The 13,697-nt window shown below is 67.2% G+C and carries 14 protein-coding genes; 10 read left to right on the top strand and 4 right to left on the bottom strand.

The genetic code is table 11. The features are described 5' to 3' along the window. Positions 1-237: 237 nt before the first annotated feature. Together ACTIFJ_RS01415 and rsmD are read left to right on the top strand one after the other, a co-directional pair. The gene (locus ACTIFJ_RS01415; RefSeq protein WP_439532293.1) at positions 238-1,401 is read left to right on the top strand and encodes a pseudouridine synthase; all 1,164 of its coding nucleotides are present in this window, start codon (positions 238-240) and stop codon (positions 1,399-1,401) included. After that, the gene (rsmD, locus tag ACTIFJ_RS01410) at positions 1,401-1,946 is read left to right on the top strand and encodes a 16S rRNA (guanine(966)-N(2))-methyltransferase RsmD (RefSeq protein ID WP_439532292.1); all 546 of its coding nucleotides are present in this window, start codon (positions 1,401-1,403) and stop codon (positions 1,944-1,946) included. Before ACTIFJ_RS01415 ends, rsmD begins: the two co-directional genes overlap by 1 nt. A 3-nt stretch (positions 1,947-1,949) precedes the next feature. On the opposite strand, the gene ACTIFJ_RS01405 is transcribed toward rsmD, so the two are convergent. After that, positions 1,950-2,840, bottom strand: coding sequence for a prephenate dehydratase (locus tag ACTIFJ_RS01405; RefSeq protein ID WP_439532291.1), 891 nt, complete (start codon positions 2,838-2,840; stop codon positions 1,950-1,952). 144 nt (positions 2,841-2,984) lie between these two features. On the opposite strand from ACTIFJ_RS01405, the gene ACTIFJ_RS01400 reads away from it, so the two are divergent. Beyond that, the gene (locus ACTIFJ_RS01400; protein ID WP_439532290.1) at positions 2,985-3,632 is read left to right on the top strand and encodes a c-type cytochrome; all 648 of its coding nucleotides are present in this window, start codon (positions 2,985-2,987) and stop codon (positions 3,630-3,632) included. Here ACTIFJ_RS01400 and ACTIFJ_RS01395 read toward each other — a convergent pair. Beyond that, positions 3,629-4,507 carry an LOG family protein gene (locus ACTIFJ_RS01395; protein ID WP_439532289.1) on the bottom strand — a complete coding sequence of 293 codons (879 nt, stop codon included), beginning with the start codon at positions 4,505-4,507 and terminating at the stop codon, positions 3,629-3,631. The two genes, ACTIFJ_RS01400 and ACTIFJ_RS01395, sit on opposite strands and share 4 nt — an antisense overlap. Before the next feature lie 139 nt (positions 4,508-4,646). Between ACTIFJ_RS01395 and ACTIFJ_RS01390 the strand changes: the two genes are divergently transcribed. From ACTIFJ_RS01390 to serA, 4 genes are all read left to right on the top strand, one after another. Continuing rightward, complete coding sequence (locus tag ACTIFJ_RS01390; RefSeq protein ID WP_439532288.1) at positions 4,647-4,871, top strand: hypothetical protein; 225 nt, start codon at positions 4,647-4,649, stop codon at positions 4,869-4,871. Next, positions 4,822-5,217: an HPF/RaiA family ribosome-associated protein gene (locus ACTIFJ_RS01385; RefSeq protein ID WP_439532287.1), complete on the top strand. Its 396-nt coding sequence runs from the start codon at positions 4,822-4,824 to the stop codon at positions 5,215-5,217. Before ACTIFJ_RS01390 ends, ACTIFJ_RS01385 begins: the two co-directional genes overlap by 50 nt. A gap of 91 nt (positions 5,218-5,308) precedes the next feature. Further along, entirely contained in the window at positions 5,309-6,430 is a 1,122-nt protein-coding gene (locus tag ACTIFJ_RS01380) for a phosphoserine transaminase (RefSeq protein WP_439532286.1), read from the top strand. Between the two features lie 35 nt (positions 6,431-6,465). Continuing rightward, the gene (gene serA / locus ACTIFJ_RS01375) at positions 6,466-8,046 is read left to right on the top strand and encodes a phosphoglycerate dehydrogenase (protein WP_439532285.1); all 1,581 of its coding nucleotides are present in this window, start codon (positions 6,466-6,468) and stop codon (positions 8,044-8,046) included. Positions 8,047-8,067: 21 nt separating this feature from the next. On the opposite strand, the gene maiA is transcribed toward serA, so the two are convergent. Together maiA and ACTIFJ_RS01365 are read right to left on the bottom strand one after the other, a co-directional pair. Next, the gene (gene maiA / locus ACTIFJ_RS01370) at positions 8,068-8,724 is read right to left on the bottom strand and encodes a maleylacetoacetate isomerase (protein ID WP_439532284.1); all 657 of its coding nucleotides are present in this window, start codon (positions 8,722-8,724) and stop codon (positions 8,068-8,070) included. Positions 8,725-8,737: 13 nt separating this feature from the next. After that, positions 8,738-9,439: a VIT1/CCC1 transporter family protein gene (locus ACTIFJ_RS01365; RefSeq protein WP_439532283.1), complete on the bottom strand. Its 702-nt coding sequence runs from the start codon at positions 9,437-9,439 to the stop codon at positions 8,738-8,740. Between the two features lie 126 nt (positions 9,440-9,565). Between ACTIFJ_RS01365 and ACTIFJ_RS01360 the strand changes: the two genes are divergently transcribed. From ACTIFJ_RS01360 to ACTIFJ_RS01350, 3 genes are all read left to right on the top strand, one after another. Continuing rightward, positions 9,566-9,943, top strand: coding sequence for a DUF2946 family protein (locus tag ACTIFJ_RS01360; protein WP_439532282.1), 378 nt, complete (start codon positions 9,566-9,568; stop codon positions 9,941-9,943). A gap of 114 nt (positions 9,944-10,057) precedes the next feature. Continuing rightward, positions 10,058-12,151: a TonB-dependent receptor family protein gene (locus ACTIFJ_RS01355; protein ID WP_439532281.1), complete on the top strand. Its 2,094-nt coding sequence runs from the start codon at positions 10,058-10,060 to the stop codon at positions 12,149-12,151. Positions 12,152-12,162: 11 nt separating this feature from the next. After that, entirely contained in the window at positions 12,163-13,695 is a 1,533-nt protein-coding gene (locus tag ACTIFJ_RS01350; protein WP_439532280.1) for a PepSY domain-containing protein, read from the top strand. Positions 13,696-13,697: the final 2 nt, after the last annotated feature.

The following is a 13,697-nucleotide window of genomic DNA, read 5'->3' as shown; positions in this document are numbered from 1 at the left end:
CGTCTACCAGTTTCACCACGCCCGCGCCGGAAATGCCCTAGCCTGAACCCGCCCCGCCTTGCAACCATGCTGGACAAGCACGACCAGCGCGCTCACTAGGCAGCAATGCGCCCACCCCGAAGACCGACGGACAGAACTCCGGATAACAGCCGTGCACCGGCGCGGGGGGACCGTGCGCCGGCGGGCGATCGCAACCGGCCGGCTCGCCCTGCCCGCCCTCGCGCCGACATCGGCGCGGTGCCGACCCCCAATGGCAAGCGCGCCGCGCCCAAGGCGCCGCCGCCCGGCGCCACCAACCGGGCCGCCCGTCGTTTTGCCGCGCGCGCCGAGGCTGAACAGGGCAATGCTCCGCGCGCCGAACGTGCCCGGCCCCGTGCCGCCAAGGCCGCCGAGCGTGATGCGCCGCCGGCGCGCGCCGCCCGACCCGCACGCCCCGAACGCGGCCCTCGCAAGGAGTCGGACCGAGACGCGGCACCTCGTGCCACGACGCGTCCGGCGGCGCGCCCCGCCCGGGCCGGCATGCCCGGCCGCCCCGGGCTGCCGGTGCAGGCCCGGGCCGACGCCCCTGCCCCGACCGGCCGACGCAATAACCCGGCCGGCCGGCCCGAGCGTCGCCCCGAAAGGCAGCCTGAACGCGTGCCGGCGGCGGTTGCCGCTGAAACTCATGAACCGCAGCGCATTGCCCGGCTGCTGGCACGCGCCGGCGTCGCCTCGCGACGGGACATCGAGCGGATGATCAGCGAGGGGCGGATTGCGCTCAACGGCGAGGTCATCACCACCCCGGCGACGATCGTCAAAAGCCTGGCCGGCATTACCGTCAACGGCCTGACGATCACCGCGATGGAGCCGACCCGGCTGTTCCGCTTCCACAAGCCCGGCGGCGTGCTCACAACCTCTCGCGACCCTGGCGGCCGCCCGACGATCTTCGATATATTGCCGCCCGGCCTGCCGCGCACCGTGCCGGTCGGCCGGCTCGACATGAACACCGAAGGGCTGTTGCTGCTGACCACCGACGGCGCCCTGAAGCGCGCGCTCGAACTGCCCAGCTCCAGCGTGCCGCGTTCATACCGTGTGCGAGCATACGGCGAGATCCATCAGAGAGTGCTGGAAGATTTGATCGACGGCATCACTGTCGAGGGCGTTCAATATGGCCCGATCGATGCCGGTATCGAGCGGCGCACCGGCCGTAACCTGTGGATCGGCATGACGCTAACCGAAGGCAAGAACCGCGAGATCCGCCGGGTGCTCGAACATCTCGGCCTGCAGGTCTCCCGGCTGATCCGCACCCGCTATGGCCCCATTCATCTCGAGGACCTGCCGCCGCGCGGTGTCGACGAAGTACCGCCCCAGCTTGTCGCGCAGCTGCTCAACGTGCTGAAGCGCGGTCCCGACGCCAGCTGATGCGGGTAATCGCTGGCAAATGGCGGGGGCGACCGATCCAGGCGCCCGCAGGCGCGCAGACACGCCCGACGGCCGACCGGGTACGCGAAGCGCTGTTCTCGATGCTGACCAGCCGGCTCGGCAGCTTCGAGGGGTTGCGGGTGGTTGATGGCTTTGCCGGCACGGGGGCGCTGGGGATCGAAGCCCTGTCACGGGGCGCCGGGCATTGCAGCTTTGTCGAGAATGATATCACCGCCTCAACTATACTCGACAATAATCTGAAATCATTACAGGCGAAAGAGTTGGCGACGCTCGTTCCCATTCGCATGGAGACACTCGGTCCCGCCCGTGCCCCGGTCGATTTGGTGCTGCTGGATCCGCCTTATGAGCAGGGGCTGGCCCCGCCGGCGCTGGCCCGGCTGCATGAGATGGGATGGCTGGTACCGGCGACGCTGATCAGTGTCGAGACCGGGCGCAAGGAAGCACTCGATCTGCCGGGCTTCGAAATCCTGGTGTCGCGTGGCCATGGAAAGGCCTGCATCCATTTGGTTCAACTCGCCGGCTAAAGCTCAGTTGCGGTCGCGGCCCCGGGGATAGGTGCCGAGCAGCCTCACCCATTTCGTGTGGAAGGCCAGTTCCTCGAGCGCCAGCGCCACCGGCGGCTCATAGGGTGCGCCTTCGATGTCGACATAGAATTCGACGGCCGAGAAACGACCATCCCGCAGATAGCTTTCGAGCTTGGTGATGTTGACACCATTTGTAGCAAAGCCGCCCAAGGCCTTGAAAAGCGATGCGGGAACGTTGCGTGTTTCGAAGATGAAGCTGGTCATCGCCGGCGTGCCTGCCGACATCGGCACCGTCTCGCGCGACAGGATGACGAAGCGCGTGGTGTTGTGATCGGCATCCTCGATGCCTTCGGCGAAGACCTCCAGCCCGTAAAGCTCGGCGGCCAGCCGAGAGGCCACGGCGCCTTCGACATTATCGCCGGCGTCGGCCACGGCGGCGGCGGCCCCGGCGGTGTCGAAATGGGCGACGGGCTCCAGCCCCCAGCCGCGCAGCCGGCCCCGGCACTGGCCCAGCGCCTGGGGATGGCTGAGCACGGCGCGCAGCGCGTCCCTGGGCCCGAGACCGAGCAGGCAGTGACGAACGCGGACGAAATGCTCGCCGACAATGTGCAGCCCCGACTCGGGCAGCAGGAAATGCACGTCCGCGACACGCCCATGCAGCGAATTCTCGATCGGAATCATCGCGAGCCCCGCGCGGCCGGACTGCACGGTTTCGATGGCATCCTCGAACGTCACGCACGGCAGGGCCGGCCGATCCGGATATTTTTCACGCACCGCCTGGTGTGAATAGGCCCCCGGCGCACCCTGAAACGCCACCGCGGCCAGGGGATTGGCGGCAGCCGCTCGTTCCATCGCCTCGACAAGCGTCGCGGCCCTTGGGGAATAGCTGGACATGGATGCCGCCCTAGCCCCGACATGGACTTGCCGCAACGCAAAAGCTTGCCGCCAGCCCCGGCACTGCTATAGAGCGCCCGAGTTTTCGGGCGTGGCGCCATGCCCTTCCAGGCCTCCAGGCCATGCCGATCGAGGAGCAGATAAGTGGACAGCTTTGAATTCAACAAGATCGCCGGCGCCGTGCTGGCGGGCTTGGTGGCCCTTCTCGGCATTTCCATTCTCACGGACATGGCCTTCACCCCGCACAAGCCCGACAAGCCGGCTTACATCATCGAAGGCGTTGTCGAAGAGGTGGTCGACGCCGGCCCGGTCGATAGCGAAAAGCCGATTGCCTTCTATCTGGCCTCGGCAACGGCGGAAAAGGGCGAGGCCGTCTTCAAGAAGTGCGCAGCCTGTCACAATGCGGCTTCGGGCGGCGCCAATGGCATCGGGCCGAATCTCTATGGCGTTGTCGGTGCCCCGCACGCCAGCCATGCCGGCTTCTCCTATTCAGACGCCCTGCTGGCGATGAAGGGGCAGCCCTGGACCTGGGAAGAACTGAGCAAGTGGCTGAAGAGCCCCAAGGCATATGCGCCCGGCAACAAGATGAGCTTCGCCGGCCTGTCCAAGCCTGATGAGCGCGCCGCCGTGATGGTCTGGCTCAACCAGCAGAGCGCCAGCCCGCTGCCGATCCCCGCCGCTCCGGCCGAAGAGCCGGCCGCCGAGGCCCCGACAGACGAGGCCGCGACCGATGACGCTGCCCCGGCCGAGGAAGCCGCCCCGGCCGAAGCGGCAGCAGAACCCGTCGCCTAATCGTCTAGCGGGCCGCTCGAATACCAGGCCTTGACCATCTCCCAGCCTTCCTCGGCTGTTTCCACGAACCGGAACAGCTCGAGGTCGCGGGGTGAGATCACCCCTTCCTCTGCCAGCGCCTCGAAATTGACGACACGCGTCCAGAACTCCCGCCCGTAGAGAAGGATCGGCAGCGGCGCGACCTTGCCGGTCTGCACCAGAGTCAGCAGCTCGAAGAATTCGTCGAAGGTGCCAAAGCCCCCCGGAAACACCGCCACCGCCTTGGCGCGCAGCAGGAAGTGCATCTTGCGCAGGGCGAAATAGTGGAACTGGAACGACAGGCCGGGGGTCACATAGGCATTGGGCACCTGTTCGTGCGGCAACACGATGTTGAGCCCCAGCGACGGCGCGCCTTCGTCCCAGGCGCCGCGATTGGCGGCTTCCATCATCGACGGTCCGCCGCCCGAGCAGACGGTGAGGCATGGCTCGCCCTGGCCCCGGTCGGCGCATGACGACAGCCGCGCCAGTTCGCGCGCCACCGTGTAATAGCCGCTCTTCGCCACGAGACGCTCGGCGACCAGTTTTTCGCGCGGGGTGCGCGCGGCGGCCAGAACGCCATCCGCCTGCTCGGGCGAGGGAATTCGCGCCGAGCCGTAAAAGACGAACGTCGACGTGATGCCCGCTTCGGCGAGCAGCAGTTCGGGCTTCAGGAGCTCCAGCTGGAAGCGTACCGGGCGCAGTTCCTCGCGCAGCAGGAAGTCATCATCCTGGAAAGCGAGGCGATAGGCCGGGTGCTCGGTCTGCGGCACCGCAGTGGGCTGGTTGGCGCGCGGCGCCTCCTCCCGAGCACTCGGAAACAGGCTGTCGGCAAGGTCGGGCGCGGCCGGTGTGATCATGGGTTTCACTCTGAAACAGGGGTGGTTGGCCGGTGTTAAGCATCGCCATGGGACAAGTCACCCCTCGCCGCCGCTGGAACCAGCATGACATCCCCGGGTTGAATGATGGTGGTTCCCGCTCAAACGAAAGGAAATTTCCATGGCCGACAAGACGCCAAACCCCGAACAGGACCCGACGCAGGCTGATCTCGCCCGCAAGGCGCAGGTGCTCAAGGACGCTGCCGAGCCCGCTCAGCGCCCCGAGCCCGAACAGACGGCCAATGAGGGCATGCAGCCGCAGGGCCGCCCCGGGCAGCCCCCATCAGGTGCCTTCGATGCCGAAGGCCAGCGACCAGCGCTCGAGCGATCGCGCAAGGTTCGCTGATACCATCAAAAGGGAGATTTTCGTGCAGATACAGATCAACTCAGACAACAATATCAAGGCTGGCGAAGCGCTCGCTGCCGATCTCGAAGCGCTTCTCCGTGCCAAGCTCGATCGGTTTGCGCCCCGACTCACGCGCATCGAGGTTCATCTGAAGGATATTAACGGCCCCGCCAGCACGGTTCCGGACAAGCATTGCACGCTGGAAGCGCGACCCAACGGGCTCGATCCGCTTAGCGTCGACAGCACCGCATCGAGTGTCGACCAGGCGGTAAACAGCGCCGCCGGCAAGCTGATTACCGCACTCGACCGCACCTTTGGCAAACTGACCAACCGCAAGGGCCATTAGCGATCGGTCTTGACCCGCAGCCGCTTGTCTATATGAGCGGCGGCGGGCCACGCCGCCCCAACGCGGCGCGAGCTCTCTGAGAGGAGAGAATATGACTGATAAACCTACCGCGCTGCCGGCGCGTCCGCACTTTTCTTCCGGTCCCTGCGCCAAGAGGCCAGGCTGGGCTCCTGAAAATCTCGCCATCGAATCGCTTGGGCGCTCGCATCGCTCGAAGCTGGGCAAGGCGCGCCTTCAGCTGGCCATCGACCTGACCCGCGAGGTCCTCAACGTCCCCTCGACCCATCGGATCGGCATTGTGCCGGCGTCCGACACCGGCGCTTATGAGATGGCGATGTGGACGATGCTCGGCCAGCGGCCAGTGACGATGATCGCCTGGGAGAGTTTTGGCGAAGGCTGGGTGACCGACGCGGTCAAGCAACTCAAGCTCGATCCGACCGTGATCACCGCGCCCTATGGCGAGCTGCCGGACCTGACACGCGTCGATCAGTCGAACGATCTCTGCTTCACATGGAACGGCACCACCTCGGGCGTTCGCGTGCCGAACGGCAACTGGATCCGCGATGACCGCGAGGGCCTGACCTTCATCGACGCGACCAGCGCCGTGTTCGCCCAGGAAATTCCCTGGGAAAAGACCGACGTCCTCACCTACAGCTGGCAGAAGGTGCTGGGCGGCGAAGGTGGCCATGGCATTCTGATCCTCGGACCGCGCGCCGTCGAGCGACTTGAAAGCTATACCCCCGACCGACCGCTGCCGAAGATCTTCCGGCTGACCTCCAAGGGCAAGCTGATCGAGGGCATCTTCTCCGGGGAGACGATCAACACGCCGTCGATGCTGGCGGTCGAGGACTATATCGACGCGCTCGAATGGTCGAAGCACATCGGTGGCCTGCCCGAGCTGATGGCGCGCGCCGATGCCAACGCCACGGCGCTCAACCGCTGGGTCGATGAGCGGCCGTGGATCGAGAATCTGGCCAAGGAGCCGGCGACACGGTCCAACACCAGCGTCTGCCTGAGCCTGCCGGGCACCACACCCGACCAGGTAAAGGCGATGGTCTCGCTGCTCGAGAAGGAGCGTGCGGCCTATGACATCGGCGCTTACCGCGATGCGCCGCCGGGGCTGCGGATCTGGTGCGGCGCCACCGTCGACACCGCTGACATCGAAGCGCTGACCCACTGGCTTGACTGGGCCTACGCCACCGTCACCGCCTGACCCGCGCTTTCTTCCCAGTTTCGAAGGACAAGACCATGCCCAAGGTACTCATTTCCGATTCCATGTCGCCCAAGGCGGCCGAAATCTTCCGCGCCCGCGGCGTCGAAGTCGATGAAATCACCGGCCTCTCGAAGGAGGAGCTGGCCAAGATCATCGGTCAATATGATGGCCTCGCGATCCGCTCCTCGACCAAGGCGACGGCCGCGCTGATCGCGGAAGCCACCAACCTCAAGGTCATCGGGCGCGCCGGCATCGGCGTCGACAATGTCGATATCCCGGCGGCCTCGGCCAAGGGCATCGTGGTGATGAACACGCCGTTCGGCAACTCGATCACCACCGCCGAGCATGCCATTGCGCTGATGTTCGCGCTGGCCCGCCAGCTGCCCGAGGCCGACGCCAGCACCCAGGCCGGCAAGTGGGAGAAGAACCGCTTTATGGGGGTCGAGTTGACCTCCAAGGTGCTCGGCCTGATCGGCGCCGGCAATATCGGCTCGATCGTTGCCGACCGGGCGCTGGGGCTGAAGATGAAGGTCGTCGCCTTCGATCCCTTCCTGACTCCGGAGCGTGCCGAGCATCTCGGCGTCGAGAAAGTCGAGCTCGACGAGCTGCTGGCCCGCGCAGACTTCATCACGCTGCACACGCCGCTGACCGACAGCACGCGCAACATCCTGTCGGCGGCCAATCTGATGAAGACCAAGAAGGGCGTGCGGATCATCAACTGCGCGCGTGGCGGGCTGATCGACGAAGTGGCGCTGAAGGCCGGGCTCGATTCCGGCCATATCGGCGGCGCGGCGCTCGACGTTTTTGCCGAGGAGCCGGCCAAGGCTTCGCCGCTGTTCGGCACGCCGAACTTCATCTCGACGCCGCACCTTGGCGCCAGTACCGACGAGGCGCAGGTCAATGTCGCCATCCAGGTCGCCGAACAGATGTCCGACTTCCTGCTGACCGGCGGCGTCACCAATGCGCTCAACGTGCCGTCGCTGTCGGCCGAGGAAGCCCCGCGCATCCGGCCGTACATGGCGCTGGCCGAGCGGCTGGGCGCGCTGATCGGGCAGCTGGCATCGCAGACCATCACCGCCGTCAAGGTGGAAGTGGAAGGGGCTGCCGCCGAGTTGAACATCAAGCCGATCACGGCGGCCGTGCTGACCGGGCTGATGCGGCCGCACTCGGACACGGTCAACATGGTCAACGCGCCGTTCCTGGCGCGCGAGCGCAACGTCGACATCGCCGAGGTCCGCCATGAGCGGGAGACCGACTATCACACGCTGCTGCGGGTGACGGTCACCACCGAGGAAGGCGACCGTTCGGTGGCCGGCACGCTGTTCGGCAATTCAAAGCCGCGCCTGACCGAGCTGTTCGGCATCAAGGTCGAGGCCGATCTGCAGGGGCGGATGCTCTACATCGTCAACGAGGACAAGCCGGGCTTCATCGGCCGGCTCGGTAGCACGCTCGGCGAAGCGCAGGTCAACATCGGCACCTTCCATCTCGGCCGGCGTGATTCGGGCAGCGAGGCCGTGCTGCTGCTCTCGGTGGACGAGGTGATCCCCGATCCGCTGCTGGCGGCGATCTGCCGACTGCCCGGCGTCAAGGTCGCCAAGGCGCTGACCTTCGCCTGATCGATCGGGACGCGCCGCGGGTCAGCCGAGATAGTCCGGCTGGTTCTGCGGCGCGGCTGCCATAAAGGCCGGATGGATGGCGGCATGCTCCCGCGCCGCGCGCAGGCGTGGATAAGGCGCGAGGTCGCAGTTCATCCGGTCCGCATTGGCCATCTGCGGCACCAAGCAGACATCGGCAAGCGTCGGCGCGGCGCCGAAGCACCATCCCCCTTCCGCGCCATACCAATCCAGAAGCTGCTCGGCACCAGCCAGGCCCTCGGCGATCCAGTGGGCATACCATTCGTCCCGCGCCGCTTCCGGAACGCCGAGGCGGGAGAGATATTTGAGCACCCGCAGATTGTTGACCGGGTGGATATCGCAGGCGATCAGCGTCGCGAACTCCAGCACGCGGGCGCGCAGTGGCTGCGCGTCCGAAATGAGGCGGGGCGAGGGAAAGCGGCTGTCCAACCAGTCGATGATCGCCAGTGACTGGCCGAGCCGCATCACCGTGCCCTCCTCCGCCACTTCGAGCATCGGCAGCGCCGGCGTGGCGTTGAGCGCGAGAAACTCGGCTTCTCGGTGCTCGGCGGCGCGCAGATTCACCGCCACATACTCGTAAGTCACGTCCTTCAGCGCCAGCGCAATGCGGGCCCGATAGGAGGTCGAGCTCTGGAAAAAGCCGTGCAGGCGGATCGTCATGCTATTCCTTCCGTCATATCACCGTGCCCGCCAGCCGCCCGATCAGCGCCGTCGCTGCCATCGCCAGGGCGCCCCAGAACACGACGCGGACCACGGCGCGGCCAAGCGGTGCGCCGCCGGTTCGCGCGCCGGCCGCCCCCAGCAACGCCAGCCCGACGAGGGCCGAAGCCACCACGGCAATCAGCCGCTGCGCCGGCGACGCCACCAGCACGACAATGATCGGCAACACAGCGCCGGCCGCGAACATCAGCGCCGAGGCCAGCGCCGCCTCCAGCGGTCTTGCCGCCGTCTGCTCGGTCAGCCCGAGCTCATCGCGGGCATGCGCGGCAAGCGCGTCATGGGCCATCAGTTCCTGCGCCACCTGCGCGGCGGTCTCGGGTGTGAGTCCGCGCGCCCGATAGATGGCCGCCAGTTCGGCCTGCTCCGCATCGGGGAATTCCGCCAGCTCCTTCGCCTCCTTGCGCAACTCGGAGCCTTCGGCATCCGCCTGCGAACTGACCGAGACGAACTCGCCGGCGGCCATCGACATGGCGCCGGCGACCAGCCCGGCCAGCCCGGCCAGCAGGATCGCTTCGCGCGTCGCCCCCGCGGCGCCGATGCCGATCACCAGGCTGGCGGTAGACACCAGCCCGTCGTTCGCACCCAATACGGCAGCGCGCAGCCAGCCGATTCGTGAAACACCATGGCGTTCGGGATGGGCTGCCGGGCGGGGCATCGGGACGTCATTCTCCTGATCAGGTGCAGCCGAGACTGGGCCGACGCCAACGACGACACAAGCCCGGAGTTGCGCACGCCGTCGGCCCCTTTCCAACCGGGGCGAGCGCTGCTAGGGGCCGCTCCAGTGCCTGTCCAGACCGCCCTTCGCCATATCGGCATCAGCCTCGGCCTCGCTGCCGCGCTGCTGGCGCTGTGGATGCGGCTGCTGATGCCGACCGGCTGGATGCCGGTGGCCACCGCCGACGGCGTCACCTACATCATGTGCGGCACCAGCATGGGGGTCATCGACCCGTCGACGCCCGACATGCCGCATCCCGACCCCGATCCGTCCGATCATTGCGGCTTTGCCAGCGTGACGCCCGGCCTGTCGGCACCGCCGCTGCTGCTGCCGATGCCTGTGCTGCTGCCGGCGGTGGCGCTAACCGCCCTGCCCTCGCTCCGGCGCCCCGGCCAGATGCTGGCCTGGCTGCGCCCGCCCCTTCGCGGACCACCGGCGCGCTGATCAATCCAGAACCGGCAGTATGGCTGCGCCGTTGCGCGCCCCTGCCTGATTGATCCCGGCGCGCGTGCCTTGCAGGCCGCCCGCCTGTCCAAGGTATAGTCGATGTTCTCCCCTATGGTTTCGCGCGTGGCCGTCGCCACGCTGCTTCTGAGCACTGCACCCGCCGCGTTCGCCCAAGGTCTGGGCAACCGCACCACCCTCGACGAGATCATCGTCACCGCCAGCGTCGCCACCGAATTGCGCGAGGCGCGTCGCAGCCTCGAGCGCATTCCCGGCAGCATCGGGCTGGTCGAAGCCGAAAGCTTCCTCGATGATTTCGCCCAGAGCATCGGCGATACTCTGGTGTTCACCCCCGGTGTCTTCGCCGACACATCGGCGCAGCGCGAAAACCGCATCTCCATCCGCGGCTCGGGGCTGAACTCCGGCTTCGAGCGCCGCGGCCTGACCCTGCTGCGCGACGGCGTGCCGATCACCCGGGCCAGCGGCAGCACCGAATTCCAGGAGGTCGACCCGGTGTCGATCAGCTTCCTCGAGGTCTACAAGGGCGCCAACGGCCTGGCCTATGGCGCGGCCTCGCTCGGCGGGGCCATCAATATCGTCAGCCCCAGCGGCCGCAGCGCCAGGACGCCGGTGACGCTCCGCCTCGAAGGCGGCAGCTTCGACACGGTGCGCGGCAACGTCCAGATCGCCGGCGCCGATGACAAGCTCGACTATCATGTCAGCGCCACCGGCCTGACCTCGTCCGGCTATCGCGAGCACAGCAACATCCGGAGCCTCTACGGCTTCGCCAATGTCGGGCTGCAGCTGTCCGACACGGTCGAGACCCGGGTGTTCGTCACCGCGCTGACCGACAATTTCGAGCTTGCCGGCTCGCTGTCGCTGGCCGATGCGCTGGCCAATCGCCGCCAGGCCGGCCGGCCGGTCACCGCCGGGCCATTCTTCCCGGGCGGCCCGGTCACCATCCTCGATCCCGGCCCGGTCGCCGATGATTGGGACCGCAACCTTGATGTCGTCCGCCTCGTCAGCCGCACTACGGTCGACCTCGGCGCGCTGAGCCTGCAGGCCGGCGGCTGGTATAGCTGGCGCGGGCTCGACCATGCGATCACCCGCTTCGCCGGGATCATCGACCAGAAGGAAAACGAGTTCGGGCTGTTCGCGCGGCTCGGCAACAATGACGGCCCGGACCGCAAGCCGGTGGAATGGCTGATCGGCGCCCAGGCCAATATCGCCAGCAACGACGCGAAGACCTGGGCCAACAACAGCGGCGAGCGCGGCACGCTGACCGGCCAGTCGGACCAGGACTCGGCCAATCTCACTGCCTATGGCCAGCTCGATGCCGGGCTGGCGACGGACCTGCGGATGGTTGCCGGACTGCAATATGCGACCGTGCGACGCGAGGTGGCGGCGATCCTCAACGCCGTGTCCGGGCGGCGTGTCTACAGCCAGCTCAATCCGCGGCTCGGGCTGCTCTATACGCCGTCGGAGAGCATCCAGCTGTTCGCCAACGTCAACCGCGGCTTCGAGCCACCCAGCCTCGCCGATCTCACCGCCGGCGGTGCCCGGCCGTTCGGTCCCCTCGATGCCCAGCGCGCCTGGACGGTCGAGGCCGGTGGCCGCGGCCAGACCGGAATCATCGCCTTCGACGTCACCGTCTATCGCAGCTGGATCGAGCAGGAGTTCCTCGACTTCGGCGAGCCCGGCGCGCGTGGCTTTGTCTCCTACACGGCCAATGCGGACCGGACAATACACCAGGGGATCGAGGCCGGGCTGGATGTGTTCGTGGACCTGACCGGCGACCTCGGCGCCGTCTGGCGGCAGGTCTATACGCTCAACGACTTCCGCTTCCGGGACGATGCCAGCTATGGCGACAACCGCCTCGCCGGCGTGCCGCGCCACGTCTACACCAGCGAGGTGCGGCTCAACAGCAAGGGTGGCTGGTATCTTGCGGCCAATCTGCGCTGGAGCCCGGAAGGTCCATGGGTGGATTTCGCCAATACCACCAAGGCGCCCGGCTACGCGCTGTGGGGCCTCAACGCCGGGGTGGACCTGTCGCGGAACATTCGCCTGTTCGGCTCGGTCGAGAATCTGTTCAACACCGCGCACATCTCCAATGTCGCCACCAACGCCAACCAGCTGTTGGAACGCGCAGCAGCCTATACACCGGGCCAGGGACGGGCGATCTTCGCCGGTCTTTCGGCCGGCTTCTGAGGCGCGGCACGATGGCCAGTGTCGCCGATACCCGTCCCGCTGCTCCTCCCGCCCGCCCCGTCTGGCGATTGCGGGCGATGAACTGGCATCAGGCGCTGGCCATCGTCGGCGGCGCGGCGCTGCTGCTCTGGGGCATTTCGGGGCTGCTTCATATCACCATGAGCAGCTTCGGCCCGCAATCAGCTGTATTCCTGCCGCCGCAGCGCGGGCTTGACCTGAGCACGGCCCGGCCGCTGCACGACACCCTGGCGGCGGCCGGCATCCGCAACGCCGCCGCCATCAAGATAGTCGTCGGCGAGCAGGAGAACTTGCTCCAGGTTACCGAGACCGCCGATGCGCCGCGCCGCTATTTCCGGCTGGCGGACGGCACCGAGCTGCCGGGCGAGGATGCGCGCCATGCAGCCTTCCTCGCCCGCCACTATGCAGGGCTGCCGGACACGCCGATCCTCGGCGTCGAGCGGATCACCGAATTCTCGGATGCCTATCCGTCGGTGAACCGGCTGCTGCCCGCCTGGCTGGTGCGCTTCGACCGGCCGGACGGGCTGGCCTATTATATCCACACCGAGACCGGCGCCGTGGCCTCGGTCGTCGACAGCCGCAAGGCCTTGATCCAGCAGCTGTTCCAGACGCTGCACAGCTGGAACTGGCTGAAGGGGAAGACCGAATGGCTGCGCGTGCTGATTATCGGCGTGCTGGTCGGGTCACTGTTCTCGCTGGTGGTCAGCGGCATTTCGATGCTGGTTCTGATCCGCCGCCGCGCCTCGGGCCGCCGGCTCTGGCATCGCCGGGCCGGGCTGGTGCTGGCGGTGCCGCTGCTGTTCTTCTCGGCCAGCGGCCTTTATCACCTCGTCCAGAACGGCTGGGCCACGCCGACGCGGACGCTGCGCCTGTCACCGCCGCTGCGGGTGCCGGAAAGCGGTTATCCGCTGACCCGTGCCTGGCGGGCGCTCGCCGAAGGCCGGCAGATCACCGGTGTATCGCTCGTCCAGACACAGGAGGGCCGCACGCTCTATCGCCTGTCGTTGGCGATGAACGCCGCCAGCGCGCCGCGCGATGCTGGCGCCATCCGCAACGCCCGCTTCCAGGGCGCGCCGACCAGCCTGCCGCCGCTCTATCTGGATGCACTGACCGGCCGCGCCTGGGCGCCGGGGGACCGTGAGATGGCGATGCAGCTCGGCGGCCGCTTCACCGGGCTCGATCGCAGCCATGTCCGCGAGGCGCGGCTGATCACCGGTTTCGGTCCCGGCTATGATTTCCGCAACAAGCGGCTGCCGGTCTGGGCGCTCGACTATGGCCCGCCGCTCAACGCCACGCTGTTCGTCGATCCCGCCACCGGCGTTCTCGCCGATCGGACGGCGAATTCCCAGAAGATCGAGAACTGGAGCTTCAGCCTGCTCCACAAGTGGAACATGCTGCGGCCGTTCGGGATGATCGCCCAGAATGCCATTATCGCCACCATGGTGCTGGCCTGCCTGACTTTCATGGCCGGCATAGGGCTGAGTATCCGCTCGCAACGCAAACGGCCGGTGAAGCGCGCGCGGTAACG

The organism is Polymorphobacter sp., from assembly GCF_051860865.1.
In the GTDB taxonomy this organism is placed as follows: Bacteria; Pseudomonadota; Alphaproteobacteria; order Sphingomonadales; family Sphingomonadaceae; genus Sandarakinorhabdus.
Note: the sequence above shows the minus strand (reverse complement) of the source record. Positions and strands in the feature narration are given on the sequence as shown.